The sequence below is a fragment of the Oceanobacillus sp. NCCP-135 genome (genome assembly GCF_059698015.1).
In genome coordinates, this window is the sequence record NZ_BAAKSZ010000003.1 from 15,208 (window position 1) to 37,574 (window position 22,367).

Below are 22,367 nucleotides of genomic sequence, written 5' to 3' on the forward strand. Positions count from 1 at the left end.
TAAGATTTAATGATAAAGAAATGAGTGAATTTAAGTGTTGGAGCAATGGAAAAATAAATTTAAAGCCCTATTTAAAGATGATGAAATGGAAGTTAATGAAAAAGATGAATCAAAGCAAACACAGCAAAATGTTCAGGCGAAAATAAAATATCAATACCCAAATAAAAAGTCTTTTCGTTTCCCAGTCATTCCTGATCATGCAGAAGATCGGAAAGTTAAAAAGAATTCTCTGATATATCAAAGAAAAGGAAATAAAAACCATGAAGTAAACGATAAAAAATCAGAAAATCAGCCATCTAAAAGAAATCATAAAATATATAAAAAAAATATTGATATACCATTTCAACCAACAGATGTGCCGTCACCAATTTACGGCTTTCAGCAAAGTAAAAAAGAGAAAGAAATAGAAGAAATCCCTGCTTTTAAACGAAAACAGGAGAAAAAAGAACAACATGATAAAAATGATAATAATTCAAATGAAATACAGCAATATGTTGACAATACCCAGGTAGAGGAAAAAGAACTTGCACCTCAAGAAATATTCCAGAATGAAGCGGAAGTTACAAATGAACAAGCCACTAATCTAAGGCAAACTGTCTGGCCATCAGAACAGGATTTTAAACAAGAAACAACAAAAGTAAAACCAGGAAATAAACATCAGAAAAGTAATCCTAAATACAAAAAGAATACATCGTCACAACAGGGACCTTATAATGTAGTGATGACTCCAAGAGATAAGAAGAATTTATTTGATCAAGCTAAAAAAAAACAGGAGAAAACAGCAAATCAGGAAAAACATACGCATTCTATTCCATATCATTTGTTAAATGACCCTGTTCAAAAAACAAATGAAGACCATCAATGGGTGAAACAGCAACAGCAATTGCTTGAAGAGACGCTTAAACATTTTAATGTCCGTGCAACGGTAGTTAATGCAACACAGGGGCCTTCTGTAACCAGGTTCGAGGTACATCCGGAATTAGGTGTGAAAGTAAGTAAAGTCAAAAATTTAAGTGATGACTTGAAGCTAAACATGTCTGCAAAGGATATTCGGATTGAAGCACCAATACCGGGGAAAAATACTATTGGGATAGAAATTCCTAACACGAAGGCGCAAATGGTAGGGTTACAAGGAATTTTTGAAACGGAACAATTTAAACAAAATACATCGCCATTAACAATAGCTTTAGGTTTAAGCATTGAGGGATTGCCAATGATAACAAATATCCAGAAAATGCCTCATGGATTAATAGCGGGTGCAACCGGCTCCGGAAAAAGTGTATGTATTAATACGATTCTAATCAGTTTACTTTATAAAGCAAGTCATGAAGATGTGAAGTTTTTATTAATTGATCCGAAAATGGTAGAATTGACTCCATATAACGGTATTCCTCATTTGGTATCTCCAGTTATTACAGATGTAAAAGCTGCTACAGCTGCATTAAAGTGGGCAGTCAATGAAATGGAAGAACGGTATGAGAAATTTGTTCAAGCAGGTGTACGTGATATTGAACGATTTAATCAAAAAATAAAAAAACAGGGTCGGACAGAGGAGAAAATGCCATTCATTGTAATTGTGATCGATGAATTAGCTGATTTAATGATGGTTTCCCCACAGGATGTGGAGGATGCTATCAGCAGAATCGCCCAAAAAGCTCGGGCATGTGGTATTCATTTACTGCTGGCAACACAGCGTCCATCTGTTGATGTAATCACAGGATTAATAAAAGCAAATATTCCTACAAGAATTGCATTTAGTGTATCCTCTCAGGTTGATTCCCGTACGATTATTGATACAAGCGGGGCAGAAAGGCTATTAGGAAAAGGGGATATGCTCTTTATCGAAAATGGTGCTGGACAAAGTATTCGATTGCAGGGTCCATTTGTATCCGATGAAGAAATTGAACGAGTTACAAGCTATGTAAGAAATATTGCAGCACCGAATTATTTATTTGAGCAAGAACAATTACTTGAGCAAGCAAATGTTGATGAGGACGAAGATGTATTGCTTGAGCAGGCGATTCAATTTGTTCTAAACCAAAATAGTGCAAGCACATCTTTATTGCAGAGGCATTTTAAAATCGGTTATAATCGCGCAGCACGCTTAATTGATACACTAGAACAAAAAGGTATAATTTCAGGTCAAAATGGAAGTAAACCGAGGGAAGTATTAGTATCACAAGTACAAGTTGAAGAAATGCAGTATGCGGATAATCAAAAGGGCACTAGTGGTTTTTAGTGCGTGTCTAAATATTAATTTTCAATATCGAATAAGTATTTTAATATAATTCTTGTTTAGTTACCAAAATTTATATATGATGATAGGAACAGATTATTATACATTAAGGAGAAACTTGTATGAAAGAGATTGGGCAAAAACTAACAGGCAAACTAGAACGATTAACTAATAAAACCTTTAAATTTGATGAACGTATTAAAGATGGTTGGTTCTCAGCGGTTTATTTTCTTAAAACGAAAGAGATAGCTGAAAAAAAATTACCCGATAATTATGTAACGATGCAATTTTTCCAAAAAGAGAATGCGGTCTTATGTGGAACGGATGAGGCTATAGCATTGCTTCATACTTTTGCTGATAACCCAGATACATTAGAAATAAAATCATTAAAGGACGGGGATAAGATTAGTCCGTATGAATCTGTCTTAACCATCTCCGGAGCATACCAGCAGTTCGGTTTCCTGGAGGGAATAATTGATGGGATTTTAGCGAGAAGAACATCGGTGGCTACAAATGTATATAATGTTGTAAAAGCAGCCAGAACTTCAGGCAAACAAAAACCAGTTATTTTTATGGGAGATCGTGATGATCACTTTACACAGCAAGCAGGAGACGGATATGCTGCATTTATTGGTGGATCAACAGCACAAGCCACACATGCAATGAATGAATGGTGGGGAAAAGAGGGCATGGGTACGATGCCGCATGCTTTAATTCAGATGTTCCGCGGAGATATTGTTGCTGCTTCAAAAGCCTATCATGCACTGTATCCAGAAGATGAACTTGCAGCACTTGTTGATTATAATAATGATGTAATAACTGATTCATTAAAAGTAGCCAGGGAATTCGGAAAAGATTTAAAATCTGTACGTTTAGATACATCACGGACATTAGTGGATAAATATTTTATGAGAAATCATCATCTTATGGGTACTTTTGATCCAAGGGGTGTTAATCCGGAACTTATATTTGCTTTAAGAAAAGCTTTGGATGATGATGGATTTACACATGTTAAAATAATGGTTTCCGGTGGTTTTACAGAAAAGCGAATTACAGAATATGAAAAAATGGGAGTACCGGTAGATATGTATGGTGTCGGTAGGAGTTTATTAAGGATTAATATTGGATTTACCGGTGATAACGTCTTATTAAATGGTACCCCTTCCGCAAAAGAAGGTCGTCACTATCGACCAAATCCACGTTTGGAAAAGGTTGAATATTACGATGGAACTAAGTAGATGTAAAGTATATTATTTAATTACGACCTATATTTTGCTATAATGAAATAGTTATATAATTTTTTTCATGTGAAATTTAATTAAAATCCTTATAAAGCATGTTCAAATAAGAGGATAAAAAGGATCGATAAGTTCGAGGCGACGTAGTTTCGAGCAGCATAATGTATGTAATTAGATACATGAGCAGCAAAGAAACCAAGCCAACGAAGAAATTCGATGGGTTATTTTTACCGGACTTTTTGAACATCCACTTTTATGCACAATTTGGAGGTTCTTTTTTATGACAACTTACCATTTTATTGGTATTAAGGGGACAGGAATGAGTGCACTCGCACAGATTCTTCATGATTCTGGAGAGAAGGTACAAGGCTCTGATGTGGAAAAGCGATTCTTTACACAGGAAGCTTTAGAAGATAAAAACATTCCGATTTTCCCTTTTTCAGAAGATAACATTAAAGAAAACTACACAGTAATAGCAGGTAATGCATATCCAGATGACCATATTGAAATTAAAAAAGCAAAAAAATTAGGAGTTACTTTCTATAGATATCATGAATTTTTAGGAGAATGGCTGAAACAATATACAAGCATTGCTATTACCGGAGCGCACGGAAAAACATCTACTACTGGTTTATTAGCACATGTCCTTAATGAATCCTTCCCAATTTCTTATTTGATAGGTGATGGCACAGGGAACGGTCATGTGAGCAGTGAGTATTTTGTTTTCGAAGCATGTGAATATCGTCGTCACTTTTTGCGCTATGAACCGGATTATGCAATTATGACGAATATTGATTTTGATCATCCAGACTATTTTACCAGTATCGACGATGTGTTTGATGCTTTTCAGTCGATGGCAGATCGGGTTAAAAAAGGGATTATTGCATGTGGAGATGATGAACAGCTCCAGCAAATCAAAGCAAAGGTTCCGGTAGTTTACTACGGTTTTCTTGATACAAATGATTTTCAAGCGCAAAATGTGAAAGAAACAGAGCAAGGAACTGAATTTGATGTATTTGTCAGAAATACGTACTATGACACATTTATGATTCCTATGTTTGGGGATCATAATGTACTTAATGCATTGTCCGTCATTGCAATCTGCCACTATGAAGGTATTGGTGCGGACGTTATTAATAACCTTTTTTCATTTAAAGGTGTAAAGCGAAGATTCACAGAAAAGAAAGTTGGCAGCCAAATATTAATTGATGATTATGCGCATCATCCAAAGGAAATTACTGCAACAATCGATTCTGCACGGAAAAAATATCCGGATAAATCTGTAATAGCAATCTTTCAGCCACATACCTTTACAAGAACAAAAACCTTTCTGCAGGAGTTTGCTGAAAGTTTAAGCCTGGCTGACCATGTGTATTTATGCGATATTTTTGGATCTGCACGAGAAGATTCCGGAAACCTTACAATACATGATTTACAAAAGCTGATAGCTAACAGTACGGTATTGGAATTATCCTATACAGATGTATTAGCATCTCCTGAATACCAAAATAGTGTTCTAATATTTATGGGAGCAGGGGACATTCAAAAATTTCAGCAGGCCTATGAAGAAAAAGTAAATGCTAAATCAATTAATCAATGATACAAGCAAAGAGTCTGAATTAAATTAAAGTATCGGACTCTTTGTTTAGCAGTTAAAAAAGTATTATTACTTGTTTAATTGCCTAAGTGCATTAGTAATACTTTGAAGCACCTACATCGCAGACGAAAAGTATTTTTCGTGAAACTAATACACACATCCACAGGTTTGGCGAATGCCAGGTTTCTAATTTTTCCTGAAAATAATTCAAATAAAAAAAAGGAATTCATACATAATTGTCGAATTGGTTATTATATACATATCTATGTTTAGCTTAGTATATTAAGGGTATAAATTATCAAGGGTATTTATGTTAAAGCTAATATAAATATTTGTTTTTCACACGACATTATAACATTTTTAACAACAGAAGGGGTGGTAATACAAATGGAAATCATGCTATATATTGCTGCATTAATTGCAGCTGTTGCATTTGCTGTACTTGTTGGTTATTTTGCAATGACGCTTAAAGCAACAAAGCAAACCTTAAACAATGTAGCAAATACTTTGGAAAGTCTTGAAAAACAAATGCAGGGAATTACAAGTGAAACAACTGAATTACTAAATAAGACAAATCGATTAGCTGAGGATATTAATCAAAAATCATCAAAATTAAATGGAATTTTTGATGGTGCAAAAGGGATTGGTGAAACGGTAAAAGATTTTAACAATTCTCTTAGACAGCTATCCAATAGCATTTCACGTACTTCTGAGCAAAATCAGGACAAGGCTTCCCAAGCTGTTAAATGGGGAGCAGCAATAATGGATGTATGGAATAAGAAAAGAAAATAAATTTTCACAAATTATACGAGGAGGAATCGGAAAATGGGAGATAATAACATTAATAGTAAAGACTTTATTATTGGTACACTTATTGGAAGTATTGTTGGAGCATCTGCAGCATTATTATTGGCACCTAAATCTGGCAAAGAATTAAGAAATGATATTAATCAAGGGGCAAGTCAGGTTAAAGACCGGGCATCCGAATGGAAGGATAATGCACAAGTTAAAGGCTCCGATTGGAAGGAAAAAGCATTTACAACTGGTTCAGAGTTAAAAAGAAAAGCCATGGATACGACATCACAATTAACAAAGAATGCTTCAGACAAAACAAAAGATCTGACTAAAACAGTTCAAAATAAACTACAGGAAAAAAGAAACAAAGAAGATGAAGCGTTAGAAGCTGCTGAAGAAGTTGCAGAAGCAATTGACGACACAGCTAAAGAGCTAGAAACGTCAAATAAATAATAGATAACAGGGAGCAGTTCATTTGTTTGAATCTGCTCCCTGTTTTTGTTTTCCTTTACAGTATGCGAGCCTTCTTGCGATTGATAATTGGTGCAAATGGTCCCATAGAATTCTTCTCTACCCCCGAACGGACTAGAACTAGGATCAACCGGTTGAATAGAGCGGCTCTCTATGTGAACGAAGCTGAAACAGGTGTAAACAGCCCTCTATTACACTAGAACGGATCAAATGAAAAGTGCATTTTAATCAAACCATTCAATACTTAATTCATCACCCTCCTGCAGAATTTCATAAAAGGTGGTGGGTTCGTTATTTTTATAAATTTTAAATTTTCCACTTGCATTTGTGAGATCTATATCAACATAACGAAAAATATCCTGAAATATAATGGGATTCTGCTTTTGTTCTTTTATTTCTAAAGAATCATTTAATGTTAAAATACTTGCCTCATTCAGTTGTTCCTCATTCCTGTTAACAATTAATAGCTGCTGTTTCATTACAATAGGCTTCCCATTAAAACTGACCCGAATCTTGTTCCAATACCTCTTATCAAGGTACCTCAGCAAATCGTTCACCGTTGGTCTTGATGCAGATATTATCACAATGTGGTCATTATGTTTAAGGGTTTGATTCATATTTGCCTTTTGATTATTTACATATACTTGTGCTTCTCCCTTGTTCAGGTTTATTTTTTGATTATTTACGATTATTGTAAAGGGTTTTATGTTCTCCAATTTTTTCGTACTTACAAACGTTAAAAATTCCTTTATTGTATTAGTCTGTTTCAAAATAATAGTATCATTGTCCTGAACCTGATAATCCTTTGATTTTAATTGATTGTTTACATAAATATTCATTTTCAATGTGAAAGGTTTATCATTGACATGAATTGTTATGGAAGGGATTTCCTCAATTAATTGTTCAATCGTAACGGTAGGTTCCTTACCATTTTCACCCCTAAGAATAATAATTTCATCATTATTCTTAATTAAACTGTCAACAGTAGCAGGATTTTGATTCAAAATAATTGATGGAGGATTTCCATACTCACCAGGTAGTATAATTTCTTTACCGTTTACGGAAATAATTGACGCCAAACCAGGTTTACCATAAAGCTTATTAATATCAATCCCTGCTTGAACGAGACTATCACCAAGTGTTAATTGCTTCATCTCGAACATTCTGATTAATTTTTCATTCACTTTAATGCTCACATAATGGACTGGATTTTGTTTAGCGGCAATTGCAATTCCGATAGGTGTTACAAAATCTGGTCGATATACTAAGTTATCTGTTTTAATTAAATTATCAATGGCATCAATTCCTCTTACCGCAACACGATTAGCAGGCAGCTGCAGTTTATTTGCTAAGATTGTTGTTATGTTTGGAGTCAGACTACCTCCACCTACAAGCATGACAGCCTTTGGTGGCTTTGAATTTAATTCGATAATTTGTTCAGCAATCGAATGTGCTAAATTTTCAATTTTACCAGCTATATTTTCGATTAATTCCTTATCAGTAATAGTTGTTTCAAAACCTAATATATCTTTTATTACAGCTTGTCCATTATCTACAATCTGCCGCTTTGTCTTCTCCGCCATTGGAAAATCCAACAAATAATGATCACTAATTGCTTCTGTAATTTCATCCCCAGCAACTGGTACCATCCCATATGCTACTACTGTGCTTTTATCTGTAATCGCAATATCGCTTGTACCTGCACCTATATCGACCAGTGCAATATTTAATCTGCGCATAGATTCTGGAATAAGTACATGGATTGCTGCAATTGGTTCCAATGTTAAAGCTTCCATTTCTAAATCAGCTCTATTTAAAGCCGCAATTAATGACTCCACAACTACCTTTGGAAGAAATGTGGCTATAATTTCTACGGCAGCTTCATCTCCACTTTGGTCAATTAGTGAACCTATTTGCTCATTGTCGAGTTTATATTGCAAGACTGAATATCCAACACAATAATAATTTGTATAATCATTCTCTTTATCCTGTGTAGCTAAGCATTCTTGAGCTGATTGAACTGCACTTAATTCAAGATGTTTGATCGTTTCATTTGCTGTAATTGGTTGTTGATTTATTGAAATGGCAGTAGATGCTTGAACTGTTTTTAATGCTCGTCCAGCAGCTGCGACACAAACCTTATGCAGTACGCCATTTCTTTGTTCTAGATTCTCTTTTACCTCTTTAATAACTTCTGAGACTGCAACAACATTATGTATCTGGCCATCACGCATGGATCGCTCATCATGTTCTTTTGTGTAAAAATCAAGCACTTTAAATTTATCATTTAATTTTTCCATTATGATTCCCGTAACAGACCGAGTACCTATATCAAGGGCAAAGACAAGTTTTTCCATCGTTAAAATCCTTTCAAAATAAAGAATATCTACTATATTATAAACTTTTTAATGACAAAGGAACAATTATTCGTTATAATTGTCTCTAATTATTAAAAAAATTATGTTCAGGGGGAGTATTTAAATGAGTCAGAATGAAATGGATCAACTTAGAGTACAAATGGATGAAGTTAATTTAGAAATACTTGAGCTAATTAATCGCCGTGCAGAGATTGTACAGCAAATTGGTCAAATAAAAAACAAGCAGAGTATTAAAAGATTTGACCCTGTACGCGAGAGATCAATGTTAAATCTTCTAACGCAGAATAATAATGGTCCATTTGAAAATGCAACGGTTGAGCATATTTTTAAAGAAATATTTAAAGCAAGTTTGGAATTACAGGAAGATGATCACCGAAAAGCATTACTAGTTTCAAGAAAAAAGAAACCGGAAGATACAGTCATTGATATTAAAGGTGCAAAAATTGGTGATGGAAATACACATTTTATTATGGGTCCATGTGCTGTTGAGGGATATGAACAGGTAGCTGAAGTGGCCAAGACAGTTAAAGGCAGAGGTCTTAAGCTTTTACGTGGGGGAGCATTTAAACCAAGAACATCTCCTTACGACTTCCAGGGATTAGGAATAGAAGGATTGCAAATATTAAAGCGTGCTGCCCAGGAATATGATTTAGCGGTTATTAGCGAAATTGTAAATCCGGCACATATTGAAGAAGCACTGGACTACATTGATGTTATTCAAATTGGTGCACGTAACATGCAAAACTTTGAATTGTTAAAAGCAGCAGGAGACGTTAATAAGCCTGTGTTATTAAAACGTGGCTTGTCGGCAACTATCTCTGAATTCATTAATGCAGCAGAATATATTAACTCTAGGGGCAATGGAAATATTATTTTATGTGAACGTGGAATTCGTACCTATGAAAAAGCTACTAGAAATACACTGGATATCTCTGCAGTACCTATATTAAAACAGGAAACACATTTACCGGTTATGGTGGATGTAACCCATTCAACAGGTAGGAGAGATTTGCTACTACCAACCGCAAAAGCTGCAATAGCAATCGGTGCAGACGGGGTTATGGCCGAAGTTCATCCAGATCCTGCAGTTGCACTCTCCGACTCGGCACAACAAATGAACATACCTATGTTCAACGAATTTATGGATGAATTAGAAGATATGGTAAGGCGAATGAAATAGAAATCAACACGTTATTAAAAGGTAGAACAACCTCTTAAAGGCTGAGGCGTCCAAGTGATGCCCCAGCCTTTAAATGTTTTGTAATTTTTTTCATAGTGGAGTATGATAAAGAAAATAGTAGGCGATTAGGCAATATTTCAAGAAACTCTAGACAGGTGTAGTTGATATGCTTCAATATCAACTAATAATAAAGTATTGTAAAGGCAATCATTTCAATTTATAATATATTGTTTAGTGCATTCAGGCTCAAGAGAGTGCAGTTTGTTGAAAAAAGAAATCGCTATGAACTACGATAAGAAAACAGTGGACGGGAAGCTATTGAAAAAAATAGTGTGAAGCCGACCCAATTATAATGGAGATTTAATAAGTGTTATTGGCTTTAAAATAGTTTAAGGAGGTGAAACCTGGTTATTTTATAGCGATTGGATATGAATGGTTATCCTTTAAAATAGTCAGGTAGAATGTAAATGAATATAACAATATATGATGTAGCAAGAGAGGCAAATGTATCCATGGCAACTGTTTCACGTGTCGTTAATGGAAACCCAAATGTTAAACCAACAACACGAAAGAAGGTACTGGCAACGATCGAACGTCTGGGATATAGACCTAATGCGGTAGCCAGAGGACTAGCAAGTAAAAAAACAACTACTGTTGGTGCAATTATTCCGGATATCTCTAGTATCTTTTTTGCAGAATTGGCAAGAGGTATAGAAGATATTGCAACAATGTATAAATATAATATGATATTGAGCAATTCTGATCAAAATAAAGATAAGGAAATCCAATTAATAAACACAATGCTTGAAAAACAAGTCGATGGCATTATTTTTATGGGCGGAAATATTTCTGAGGAACATGTACAGCAGTTTAAAAGCTCATCCGTACCAGTAGTTCTTGCGGCAACTTATGATGAAAATAATGCTATCCCATCCGTGAATATTGATTATAAACAAGCGGCTTACGAAGCAACGAAATATTTAGTCGATAAAGGAAATACGCAAACTGCATTTATTTCCGGGCAGGAAGATACACATATTAACAATCTTAAGTATGAAGGCTATAGGCAAGCACTAAAGGATTCTTTTGTTTCAATAAGGGAAGATCTGATTATAAAAGGCGACTATTCATATGATTCCGGCATAGAGGCAGTAAACCAAATTCTGGAATTGGAGAATAAACCAACGGCTATATTTGTTGCCTCTGATGAAATGGCATTAGGCGTAATTCATGGAGTACAGGATAAAGGCTACAAAGTGCCTGAAGATGTGGAAGTATTCGGTTTTGATAATACAAGATTAGCAACAATGGTACGACCTACACTATCGACAATCGTCCAGCCAATGTATGATATTGGGGCAGTTGCTATGCGTTTATTGACAAAATTTATGAACAAAGAAGAGGTAGCAGAACAAAAAGTAGTTTTACCACATCGAATTGAAAAAAGAAACTCAACAAAGTAAAAATAATGTCGATATAATATATGACTGATATATTCAACGAGTTTGGGGAGAGGGACTATGAGGAAAAGAGATTTATTGACCCCTATCGGCATTACGTTAGGTTTTATCATGATTATGTTGGCAATTATGTCAAAGGGTGGAAGTGATGGTGCTAGTTTATTTCTTGATATAGCTTCCATATTTATTGTGATTGGTGGTTTAGTAGCATCCATGTTAATTAATTTTAACACGGATCAAATCAAATTATCCAAAAAAATAGTGAGTGAAGCATTTCATAAAAATGATCTTAGATTGCCTGAGTTGATTGGATTATTTATCCGCTTATCTGAACGCGCAAGGAGAGAAGGAATACTTGCACTTGAAAACGAATTGGAAGAAGTTGATGATCCTTTTATTCGTAAAGGTATATTACTGGCTGTAGATGGGATTGAACCGGAAGTAATCAATGACATTATGAATGCGGAATTAACTGCAATGGAAGATCGGCATTACAAAGGAAGATCGTTAATTGAAAAAGCGGGAGAATACGCACCAGCTTGGGGGATGATCGGTACGTTAGTAGGTTTGGTGCTTATGTTAAACAGTCTGCAAGATCCAGCGACTCTCGGTCCAAGTATGGCTGTTGCGTTGTTAACCACATTATATGGAACGGTGCTAGCAAATCTGGTTTTTATTCCAATGGCTAATAAGTTGGAGAAAAAAACAGAAGAAGAAGTATTTATTAAACAAATCATTATCGAGGGTGTAATCGGTGTACAATCAGGACAAAACCCGAGAATTTTAGAAGAGAAATTAAGTGCTTTTCTTTCCAATGAAACAAAGGTTAAACAAGAATCAGAAGCGGAAACAGGTTTTGTGGAGGAGAGCATAAATGAAGCGTAGGGAAATAAAGCGGTCAAAGAATAGTGGTGCACCTAAATGGATGGTTACATATTCAGATATGGTTACACTTATCTTGGTCTTTTTCATTTTACTATTTTCCATGTCGCAAATCGATTTAGTTAAATTTGAAGCCATTTCGGAATCATTTCGAAATAGGATGATTTTTGACTTCTTTCCATCACCTGTTCCAATGGAAAATCCAACAGAGAGTACCAGCCATATGGATAATGGGAAAGCATCTAATGAATTCGAAACACCTACACAACTAGATGATATTAATGACAGGGATGAAACTGATGAAGAAGATTCCTTGACTAACTTAATGGAAGACGTTGAGAATTATTTAGATGAAAACGACTTAAATAACGTTATTTCTGCCAGTAGAACGGAACGTGGTGTAGTATTAGTATTACAGGAACTTATTTTGTTTGAACCTGGAAAAGCAGAATTGTTACCTTCTGGGGAACCATTCCTAAGTAAAGTAGGAACACTATTATCCGAGATACCTAATAAAGTAAAAGTGGAAGGCCATACAGATAACCGCCCCATGTCAACATACCTTTACCCATCAAACTGGGAATTATCTGGAGCAAGAGCGAGTAGCGTTGTACGTTATTTAATCAATGAAAATGACTTTGATGAATCAAGGTTTACAATTGTTGGCTACAGTGACACGAGGCCAATGGTTCCTAATACAACCCCTGGTAATATGAGTCAAAATAGAAGAGTCGAAATTGTAGTATTAGAAAATACACAGGAAGTTGAAGAAGGAGGGTGATTATTTCAATCATTCTCCTTGTTTTTTTAGAGTTTTTGGAGAAATATAAGCCTTTTTCGCTCGTATGCTAAGATTAGCTGATGTTGAGAGAAAACTATACGAAGTTGAGAGATAATTGCATATTCCGTTGTTTTCTCTCAACTTTTACCCCGTGTCTCTCAACTTTCATGTCTAATCTCTCAACTCTACCGCTCCGTCTCTCAACTCTCCTCTAGTTTTTGCATACACCGCCGGCGCAACCCATCCCAGCACTTCACCTATAACTAAACTAGCGTCGCCGCCCCAATCCATTTATCACTTTATATTTTTGGTATATTTAAGTGCGTTCAATAGTACCTTTGCATTTTTTTCAGTGATATCTGATTTTCTTGGTATATTAGGTACAATGCTTTTATCATCATTCCAAAATACCGGAAGCTTTACTGGAGCATCTTTTTGCCATTTCATTAACCAATTTTTCGGGATTTCCCCATGCTGAGGTTGACCAAATTTCATTACATTCCAAACTTGCGCCCATGCTCGTGGTACAACACGCCAAATATCATATCCGCCTCCACCTAAGGCGACCCATCTTCCATTGCAATATTTATGTGCTATTTCATGTGCGAGTAAAGGTATCTTTTCATAGATTTCCATCGTTGCACATAAATGTGTTAAAGGATCGTAACAATGTGCATCAGCGCCATTTTGTGTAAGAATTATGTCTGGTTTAAAATATGCAGCAATTTCCCTTATCGCAGTTTCATAGACCTGCAAAAAAGATTCGTCTTCTGTGAAGGCATCAATTGGGAGATTATAGGAATATCCATGCCCTTCTTTTATACCTCGCTCATTAACATTACCTGTTCCAGGGAAAAGATATCTGCCGGTTTCATGGATAGAAACTGTGCAAACATTTGGATCATCGTAAAATGCCCATTGTACACCATCCCCATGGTGAGCATCTGTATCAATGTACAAAACTCTTAAATTATATTTTTTGCGAATATACTTAATTGCTACTGCTCCATCATTATATATACAAAATCCCGCTGCTTTTCGTTTAAACCCATGATGCAGCCCGCCTCCAAGATTTAAGGCATGCTCGCTAGCACCAGTTAAGACAGCATCTATCGCAGTTAATGTACCACCAACCAGATAGCTGGATGCGTCGTGCATTTTTTCAAAAATAGGGGTATCTTCTGTTCCTAACCCATATTCAATACCTTCATTTTCTGCAAGCTGCCCGTTACTCGCTTTTTTCACAGTTTCAATATATGCTTTATCATGAAAAAGGATAAGTTCTTCCTCGGTGGCCTTGCGAGGTGTTATTATTTCCTGTTTCGATAGTGATGTTGATTCTTCTAATAATTCCTTTGCCATCACAACTCTTTTTTGATTAAAAGGATGCTCGTCATTGAAATGATAGTTTAAGAAAGAATTAGAATAAATAAAGGAAGCATGGCATGTCATAATTTCGGCTCCGGTATATTATTAGGCCACATTAACTCATAGCCGGCCGCTCTTAAATCTTGAACAACAGGCAGTGGGTTCATTGTTTGAATACGAAAGACAAGAATTTTGTAATTCGGATCATTCTTATAAGGATAGACCAGTACAGATACAATATTTGTTTTTCTTTTACCAAACACGGAAGCTACTTCTGGTAGAATACCGGGTTTGTGTGGAACCTTTACTTCTATATGTGAGCTTTGTACATGGGTTCCCGTTAATTGGATTAACTTATACAGCATATCCTTTTCTGTTACAATACCGGTAAGTTTATTGTCTCTCACTACTGGAAGGCAGGCAAACTCCTCATCATAAAATATACGGGCTATCTCCTCAACAAAATCCAATGGATGTATGGTTATAACCGGTTGACTCATGATGGACCTGATTTCATTTTGCAGCTCGCTGTGATCCGAATCTTTTATAAAACTGGATGGGCTCGCATCACGTACATCACGATCAGAAACAATACCGACAACATGCTTATCCACATCTACAATTGGAATATGTCTAATTCGATACTTTTGGAGTAGCTGTAATGCCTCATAAATCGTTGCTGTTGGTGGTAATGTAATAACATCTGTTTTCATAATTTCTTCAACTAACAATTAATATCCCTCCCGTAAATTCCGATAGTGATGTCGCTGCAAGAATCTTAATTTATCAAATTGCTTTATCGATTCTTCAGACACATCTTTCCCAATACGTACCATTAAACAATTTGCTGGATGGGAAATGATTTCAGGATCATCAGTTGGAGCTGGCAGGAGACTACCTGCGGCCATCATTTTCTCCATGACTTTCCGATAATCCCAGACACTTAGTTTGGTTCTGTCTAGGTCCCAATGCCAGTAATATTCCGTTGAAATAACAATGTAGTTTTCCATGAAATCATCCATCATAGATACCTTCAATAAACCGGAGGCTACTCCTGCCCCCCGATATTTTGGGATCACTTCAATTGCGCCTAATTCAATCAGGTCTTTCATATTAAATTCGGACCATCTCTCCAGTGGGTCTGGATGTAAGTATGTAACATAACCGATAATGGTATCTTTCGTTCTGGCAATAATAATTCTTCCCTCTGGAAAATCAGCAATATCGATTAAGGCCTTGAATTGTTTTTCAGCGGGACGAAATGCAGTTAAATGTTCGTGAAAATAGAAGGTTTTCAGTTCTTCTGAATAAAGCGGACCCTCGATAATAATTGATCCATTAGGTGTTTCATTTATTATTGAATGATAAGTCTTTACATGTTCCATTATTTCACCACCTGTTATATTAATTAAATAGCAGCGCTTTCATATTTCTATTATACAGGATAATGGTGTGAATTTTTAGTCTAAATGAAAATAAGCAATAAAAAGAAGGGAGGCGGGATCCCTTCTTTTTTATTGTGGTAGTTATGATACGTTTTAGTTTCCTCCGTTATCAGTACCACCATTTTCATTTCCTGAATCATCTTTGTCTTTACCACCCTCATTTTCTGAACCGTTCCCGTTATCCTTGTTGCCACTGTCGTCACTGCCATTATTGCCACCGCTATCTTCTGGCGGATCTTCGGTGCTGTTATTATCTTCCTTGCTATTATCGTTATTCTTATTGTCGTTATTGGTTTCCGGTTTTTCAGTATCCGGATCCGGTGTTTCTTCTTCTGGATCAGAAATATCACCAACAATTATTTCCTGTGATGCAGATGATTCAAGTCCAAAGTAGTCAACCGCCTTTACATGATAAACAGCGTTACTGTCACCAACGGAATAGCTAGTGGAAGTTGTGCTGCCAACTCTACTGAAGTTACCTCCTGCTTTAGCTGCACGATAAATTCGATAACCAACCACATCCTTGCTCGCCGACTTATTCCATGTTAAATTACTTCCGGATTTAGCTAAGCTGCCGGGAGCACTTGGAGCTTTGCCGTCATCCGTAACTGCATTTCCGACATCAGCACCGGGGACACCAATCTTTTCCCATTTTTCCCGATTTATACGGGGGAAAAGCTCTGATATATTATTTAATTTGTCATATCCCATGCGTTTCAAAAATGCAGGATTAAATGCAAGGCCATCACCCTCGACAAATTCACTAGGGGTGTTTGGACCAGCGACCACTGCTTTTCCATCGACGAGGACAAAGCTCCCCCTAATTAAACTGTCATCTGTCTTGGTCGGTACAAATTTGGCATTAAATAAATCCGTTTGAACCAATCCTGCTTGTGCACATAACTCTGATGGAAGCATACCTGATATTGCGCAATAGCTGCGGGAGACAATTCCTTCAGGACGTTCAAAGCTTTCAGATGGTGCCATCAGGTCTGGTCTTATATCGGTTGCCACATTTACCAGTTCTGCCCATAATTTTATATTTCGGTGACTATGGTAGAGACTGCAGGAATCACACCTGAGTGAATCATTAAACTCATAACCTAGCCATGTCCCAAATGTTACATTAGGATTCATACCAACGAAATGCACGTCATTTACATATTGAGAGGTACCTGTTTTAGCAGCCCAGTCAACATTTCTGTATTTCAGCTGCGAATTTACATAGTTTCCTGAACCTTCACTGATTACATCACGCAGGACGTCAAGCATCAGATAGCTTGTCTGTGGTGAAAATACATCCACTGGTTCAGTTTCATGCTCATAAATTACTTCACCATCAGTTGTTGTGATTTTTTCAATCATATAACCATCAATGAATTTCCCTTTATTTGCAAATGTAGTAAAAGCATTTGTATTTTCTTCGATTGTCATTTCAGCAGTACCTATTGCAAGAGATCTGTACTGATACGCATCCTCACCAATTGAAGTAATTCCCATTTTTTTAAGGTAATTTTCAACCGGATTGCTGTCCATTACTTTTGAATATGTTTTAATTGCAGGGATATTATAGGAATGCGCCAGATTCTGTCGTGCAGATAATATTCCATGGAACCGTTCATCAAAGTTACCTGGTGTGTAATTCCCCCACGTTGTTTCTATATCAGCAATTGGTGTACCAGGCTGAACATAACCCATTTCCATTGCCGGTCCATATGCAGCCAGTGGCTTCATTGTACTGCCGTTTGATCTCAATGAATTTGTCGCATAATTCGTCTGGTCATCCTCACTGTAATTACGACTGCCAAGAAAACTGATGATTCTTCCTGTTTTGTTTTCAATTAGCATGCCTGCAGCCTGTACATATTGTTTTACATTAACAGACCCATTTTCTGTTTTCAGTTCAGTAACCTTATCAGGTCCGTAATGCTGATAGTTTTTTGCAACCTTCTGAAAGGCATCATAGATTTCTTTATCAATTGTTGAATGAATTTCATAGCCTTCTGTCCGCAAACTTCTCTCAGCTAAGGCGGTATATTCATCCATTAATTCTTGATTGTTTTCAAGGTCTTCCTCTGAATATCCGTCTTTTTCTGCTAAGTAATTTAAGATTTTATCTGTTGCTCGATCCTGAATTTCAAAAGTTAAAACTGGATATTTTTCGATTGGTGATGGGGAACCTTCGATAAAGTCAGCCACTAAATCATAGCTGAGCGCCTCATCATACTCATTCTTTGAAATATATTCTGATTCATACATTCTGTTTAGTACTGTTTTCATTCTATTTAGTCCTGGCTGCAGTCTTTCCTCTTCCTTTAACCCACCGCCATTTGCAAATGGTGTATATGCGGAAGGACTTTGTGGAAGACCAGCCAAGTATGCAGCTTGTGCTAGGTTAACATCTTTGGCATCAATTCCAAAAATACCCTGAGCAGCGGTCTGAATTCCGGCAATATTTCCGCCAGAGGCATCACGACCATATGGAACAATGTTTAAATAGGCTGCTAATATCTCATCTTTATCAAAGAAACGTTCTAAACGGAGTGCTAATAATATTTCTTTTGCTTTTCGTTCAAAGGATACTTCATTGGTCAGAATTTGATTTTTAATCAATTGTTGTGTCAGTGTACTTCCACCGGTCTTAACGTCCGAATTTAATGCTTCCTGCAGGATAGCACGAACAATTGCTTTTGGAACAATTCCCTCGTGTTTCTCGAAATATTCATCCTCTGTTGCAATCACGGCATTGACAAGTGTTTCTGAGATCTCTTCTAGAGTGGTTTCTTCTCTGTAGATATCTGACTGAACATCGCCAAAGTATTTATTATCTGCAAAATATAATTTTGATGTTTCCTCATAATTATAGATGTCACTCGCCATTACATCATAGCTTCTTATCGGTTCATCTTTGACAAGGGATGCAAAATAGCCTGCGCCAATTCCCCCTGCGAAGAAAACACCAATAAAGCCAATGATTAGGAAAAATAGGATGACATTCCAAAAAACATCGTATGTAATACGTGTTGAACGTTGCACTTTTCCAGTGTTCCAAACATCCATTATTTTATTTTTATATTTGTAGAATAATTGCTTATAATCCATGATAAAACCTCCCAGAATTCCAATTTTATTATAGCATAAGTCTGTTTTTGCGTGTGAAAAATTTAAAAAAATATTGCTTTTTGATGAAAGATATGATAACAATATATAATAATACTATAAATTAAAAGCTATGAAGGAATTTCAGTAGTTTTGCAAATCACTATGAAAGAGAGCCAGTATTTGGTGGGAGCTGGTATAAATTTGCAGGCGAATTACAATCTGGAGCATTTTCTATTTGACTTATTGTCAAATAGAACGGTGGAGACATCGTTAACAATCCCAAGTGGCTATTTTTAGCAACAAGGGTGGTACCGCGTAATAAACTCGTCCCTTTTTTGAGGGGAGAGTTTTTTTATTTGGATAAAATAATTGGTGGAGTGTGAAGAAAATGAATATTTTACAGGATTTAGAAAATCGAGGGTTAATTCATCAAACAACAGATCGGGAAGGATTGGAACAGCATTTAGCAACGAATCAGGTAACATTATACTGTGGATTTGACCCAACAGCAGATAGTTTACATATTGGTCATTTGCTGCCAATTACAATGTTAAAAAGATTTCAAAAAGCTGGCCATAAACCAATCGCCTTAGTTGGTGGAGGTACAGGAATGATTGGTGATCCGAGTGGTCGTACAAGTGAACGCTCTTTAAATGAAGGGGAAGTTGTTAAAGAATACAGCGAAAAAATTAAGCAGCAGATCGCCAAGTTATTGGAATTTGATCAAGGGGAAAATCCAGTCGTGGCAAGAAATAATCATGACTGGTTAGCGAATATGAACATTATCGACTTTCTGAGAGACGCAGGGAAGCATTTCGGAATTAATTATATGCTGGCAAAGGAATCTGTATCTGCCCGTATTGAACAGGGGATCACATTTACGGAATTTAGTTATATGATTCTGCAATCCCTTGATTACTTAAAGCTATATGAACTGGAAAATTGTACATTGCAAATTGGCGGTAGTGACCAGTGGGGGAATATTACTGCTGGAATGGAATTAATTCGCCGTTCAAGAGAACAGGAAGATGTGGAAATTAAAGTTTATGGTCTTACTGTCCCCTTAATTACCAAAGCTGATGGAACAAAATTTGGCAAAACGGCAGGTGGAGCAGTGTGGTTGGATCCGGAGAAAACAAGTCCATATGAGTTTTACCAATTCTGGATAAATACAGATGATCGTGATGTGATGAAGTTTCTTCGTTACTTCACATTTCTACCAGAAGAAGAATTGATACAACTGGAGGATGAAGTTACCAATCAGCCGGAAAATCGCATGGCACAAAAGCGGTTAGCTGAAGAAATGACAAGCGTTGTGCATAGTGATAAAGCACTAGAGCAAGCACAAAAGATTTCCGCATCACTGTTTAGTGGGAATTTAAAGCAATTATCTGTAAGTGATATAAAACAGGGATTCAAAGATGTTCCAACATATCATGCTGCAAAAGAGGAGATAGGCTTAATCGATTTGCTTGTTAATGCATCCATTTCTTCATCAAAACGGCAGGCAAGAGAAGATATTAATAATGGAGCTATTTATGTAAATGGAGAAAGAATTCAGGATCTGCAATACCAAGTAAATGACGACGATCGGATAGAAGATTTGTTCACGATTATTCGACGTGGGAAAAAGAAGTATTCTCTTGTAAGTTATAAATAATAGTGTTAACGAGAATGTTATGTTAATGAAGAGCCGAAATCATAGTGGATTTTGGCTCTTATATTGAATAAAATTGCTAATAATGAGTACGAGATTGGATAAATTATAAAATAGGCTGGATATGACAAGAAAGAGACTGTGGCTTTGAAATTAAGTTTGATTAAAATTCTTCTAAAACTCGCATTCTACTTTAAACAAATAGAATCCATTTTGAAAAAAGATTGATCAAAATCGATGTTTAACAAAAGCGCCTAATAATCAAAGATAATCCAAGAGTTAGAATCCCTACAAAATGAAATCCAACGAATTCTCTTAAAAAGGTTTTAATAATTTAACATTCTTGCCATCAGTTCGTTTTAATTACGCTTCTCGATAACATACCCAGACCAAATCACTGGGATAACAATCAAATACGATGTGAAAAAAGCATCCCAAGTCATACCACTTCCCCGAAAGCAATAAAAATATGATAGCTACTGAAATACTAAAAATAGTAAAACCAAGCAACTTTGCTAACAATCTTTCTAACAAATGAGCTTATTTTTTCGCTGATATAAATGTTCAATTTAATTTAAGAAATGCGTTAAAAATACTTACTGTAAAAGTCATGTCTTAATTTCCCACTAAGATTTGCGTATATCCTTGTTATTTCACTTCTTTTATGGTCAAGAAGACTTTGAATTACCTCCATTGAAGCACCATTATCAACCATATGTGTTGCATAGCTGTATCGCAGTTGGTGTGGATGAATCGTTTTTTTGATACCAGTCCTACTGGAGATATATTTAATAACATATCATAGTGAATCCATGCTCATACGTCTCTTGGGGTTACGTTCTGTAACGAATAAACATCATCCTAAAAATAATGTACATTCAAACAATATCTTCCAATAATAAGCTTCTAAATTTCCCATCAAAAAACACTGCTCAGTAATTGAACAGTGTTTTTCGAATCTATTAACGTGAGTAGAATTCAACGATTAATGCTTCGTTAATTTCAGCCGGCAGTTCTGAACGTTCAGGATAACGAGTAAACGTTCCTTCCATTTGATTCTCATCAAATGTTAAATATTCAGGAACAAAATTGTTTACTTCTAAAGCTTCTTTAACAATATCAAGATTCTTCGCTTTTTCACGTAAACCAATAACCTGACCTGGTTTTACACGGTATGATGGAATATCAACACGTCCGCCATCTACAGTAATATGACCATGGTTTACAAGCTGGCGTGCTTGCGGGCGAGTACGAGCTAAACCAAGGCGGTAAACAATGTTATCAAGACGAGCATCAAGTAAAATCATGAAGTTTTCACCATGAATACCTTTCATTTTACCAGCTTGATCAAACAAATTGCGGAATTGACGTTCGTTTAATCCGTATGTGAAGCGAAGTTTTTGCTTCTCTTGTAATTGTAAGCCATATTCAGAGACTTTCTTTCTTTGATTTGGTCCATGTTGACCAGGAGCGTAAGGACGTTTATCTAATTCCTTGCCAGTTCCAGTTAATGAAATGCCAAGACGACGTGATTTTTTCCATACTGATCCAGTATAGCGAGACATAAGCATATTCTCCTTTATTATTTTATTTGCATAAAATAAAACGACCGTGATTCTAACGTTGTCCATTATGTTTTCATGTACCATCGCTCCAGCAGCAGAGAGTTACACGATACACCTCGTAAGACTATATGTGAGGAACAAAATGGGTTCAAGCGCCGATTCACATAGGCTACCTAATTATTTTACACAAAGAATAGTATATAAGTTATAGC

Annotated in this window: 17 protein-coding genes and 1 other annotated feature; of the genes, 10 read left to right on the forward strand and 7 right to left on the reverse strand. The window is 36.1% G+C overall.

Features of this window, described 5'->3' with window-relative positions:
• Positions 1-37: 37 nt before the first annotated feature.
• The 5 genes from AC6HVZ_RS02915 to AC6HVZ_RS02935 all read left to right on the forward strand — a co-directional run bounded on the left by AC6HVZ_RS02915 (position 38) and on the right by AC6HVZ_RS02935 (position 6,319).
• Positions 38-2,239 carry a DNA translocase FtsK gene (locus AC6HVZ_RS02915; RefSeq protein ID WP_497556636.1) on the forward strand — a complete coding sequence of 734 codons (2,202 nt, stop codon included), beginning with the start codon at positions 38-40 and terminating at the stop codon, positions 2,237-2,239.
• 119 nt (positions 2,240-2,358) lie between these two features.
• Positions 2,359-3,474 (forward strand): nicotinate phosphoribosyltransferase, encoded by a 1,116-nt coding sequence (locus AC6HVZ_RS02920; RefSeq protein ID WP_497556637.1) that lies wholly within the window; start codon positions 2,359-2,361, stop codon positions 3,472-3,474.
• Positions 3,475-3,754: 280 nt separating this feature from the next.
• A complete protein-coding gene (gene murC / locus AC6HVZ_RS02925) occupies positions 3,755-5,074 on the forward strand; it encodes a UDP-N-acetylmuramate--L-alanine ligase (RefSeq protein ID WP_497556638.1) in 1,320 nt (439 codons plus the stop codon).
• 384 nt (positions 5,075-5,458) lie between these two features.
• Positions 5,459-5,863 (forward strand): DUF948 domain-containing protein, encoded by a 405-nt coding sequence (locus AC6HVZ_RS02930; protein ID WP_497556639.1) that lies wholly within the window; start codon positions 5,459-5,461, stop codon positions 5,861-5,863.
• 33 nt (positions 5,864-5,896) lie between these two features.
• Complete coding sequence (locus tag AC6HVZ_RS02935; protein WP_497556640.1) at positions 5,897-6,319, forward strand: YtxH domain-containing protein; 423 nt, start codon at positions 5,897-5,899, stop codon at positions 6,317-6,319.
• 242 nt (positions 6,320-6,561) lie between these two features.
• Here the strand turns inward: AC6HVZ_RS02935 and AC6HVZ_RS02940 are convergent, their stop codons facing one another.
• On the reverse strand, positions 6,562-8,694 hold the full coding sequence (locus tag AC6HVZ_RS02940; protein ID WP_497556641.1) for a cell division protein FtsA: 2,133 nt from the start codon (positions 8,692-8,694) through the stop codon (positions 6,562-6,564).
• A gap of 124 nt (positions 8,695-8,818) precedes the next feature.
• Between AC6HVZ_RS02940 and AC6HVZ_RS02945 the strand changes: the two genes are divergently transcribed.
• The 4 genes from AC6HVZ_RS02945 to motS all read left to right on the forward strand — a co-directional run bounded on the left by AC6HVZ_RS02945 (position 8,819) and on the right by motS (position 13,018).
• Entirely contained in the window at positions 8,819-9,895 is a 1,077-nt protein-coding gene (locus AC6HVZ_RS02945) for a bifunctional 3-deoxy-7-phosphoheptulonate synthase/chorismate mutase (protein ID WP_497556642.1), read from the forward strand.
• Between the two features lie 467 nt (positions 9,896-10,362).
• Positions 10,363-11,358, forward strand: a complete 996-nt coding sequence (gene ccpA / locus AC6HVZ_RS02950) for a catabolite control protein A (protein ID WP_497556643.1) — start codon at positions 10,363-10,365, stop codon at positions 11,356-11,358.
• A gap of 57 nt (positions 11,359-11,415) precedes the next feature.
• Positions 11,416-12,240, forward strand: coding sequence for a flagellar motor protein MotP (motP, locus tag AC6HVZ_RS02955; RefSeq protein ID WP_497556644.1), 825 nt, complete (start codon positions 11,416-11,418; stop codon positions 12,238-12,240).
• Complete coding sequence (gene motS, locus AC6HVZ_RS02960) at positions 12,230-13,018, forward strand: flagellar motor protein MotS (protein WP_497556645.1); 789 nt, start codon at positions 12,230-12,232, stop codon at positions 13,016-13,018. Before motP ends, motS begins: the two co-directional genes overlap by 11 nt.
• 294 nt (positions 13,019-13,312) lie before the next feature.
• Here the strand turns inward: motS and AC6HVZ_RS02965 are convergent, their stop codons facing one another.
• From AC6HVZ_RS02965 to AC6HVZ_RS02980, 4 genes are all read right to left on the reverse strand, one after another.
• Positions 13,313-14,470: an acetoin utilization protein AcuC gene (locus AC6HVZ_RS02965; RefSeq protein WP_497556646.1), complete on the reverse strand. Its 1,158-nt coding sequence runs from the start codon at positions 14,468-14,470 to the stop codon at positions 13,313-13,315.
• Positions 14,467-15,117: an acetoin utilization AcuB family protein gene (locus tag AC6HVZ_RS02970; RefSeq protein WP_497556647.1), complete on the reverse strand. Its 651-nt coding sequence runs from the start codon at positions 15,115-15,117 to the stop codon at positions 14,467-14,469. Before AC6HVZ_RS02970 ends, AC6HVZ_RS02965 begins: the two co-directional genes overlap by 4 nt.
• Positions 15,118-15,771 carry a GNAT family N-acetyltransferase gene (locus tag AC6HVZ_RS02975; RefSeq protein ID WP_497556648.1) on the reverse strand — a complete coding sequence of 218 codons (654 nt, stop codon included), beginning with the start codon at positions 15,769-15,771 and terminating at the stop codon, positions 15,118-15,120. It abuts the gene before it with no gap.
• Positions 15,772-15,924: 153 nt separating this feature from the next.
• Positions 15,925-18,933 carry a transglycosylase domain-containing protein gene (locus AC6HVZ_RS02980; RefSeq protein WP_497556649.1) on the reverse strand — a complete coding sequence of 1,003 codons (3,009 nt, stop codon included), beginning with the start codon at positions 18,931-18,933 and terminating at the stop codon, positions 15,925-15,927.
• A gap of 121 nt (positions 18,934-19,054) precedes the next feature.
• Positions 19,055-19,268: a binding site (T-box leader), on the forward strand.
• A 53-nt stretch (positions 19,269-19,321) separates the two neighbouring features.
• Here AC6HVZ_RS02980 and tyrS point away from each other — a divergent pair.
• Positions 19,322-20,593 carry a tyrosine--tRNA ligase gene (gene tyrS / locus AC6HVZ_RS02985; protein ID WP_497556650.1) on the forward strand — a complete coding sequence of 424 codons (1,272 nt, stop codon included), beginning with the start codon at positions 19,322-19,324 and terminating at the stop codon, positions 20,591-20,593.
• A gap of 583 nt (positions 20,594-21,176) precedes the next feature.
• Here the strand turns inward: tyrS and AC6HVZ_RS02990 are convergent.
• Both AC6HVZ_RS02990 and rpsD read right to left on the reverse strand, forming a co-directional pair.
• Positions 21,177-21,383, reverse strand: a complete 207-nt coding sequence (locus tag AC6HVZ_RS02990; protein WP_497556819.1) for a tyrosine-type recombinase/integrase — start codon at positions 21,381-21,383, stop codon at positions 21,177-21,179.
• Between the two features lie 169 nt (positions 21,384-21,552).
• Positions 21,553-22,155, reverse strand: a complete 603-nt coding sequence (gene rpsD / locus AC6HVZ_RS02995; protein WP_497556651.1) for a 30S ribosomal protein S4 — start codon at positions 22,153-22,155, stop codon at positions 21,553-21,555.
• Between the last annotated feature and the right edge of the window lie 212 nt (positions 22,156-22,367).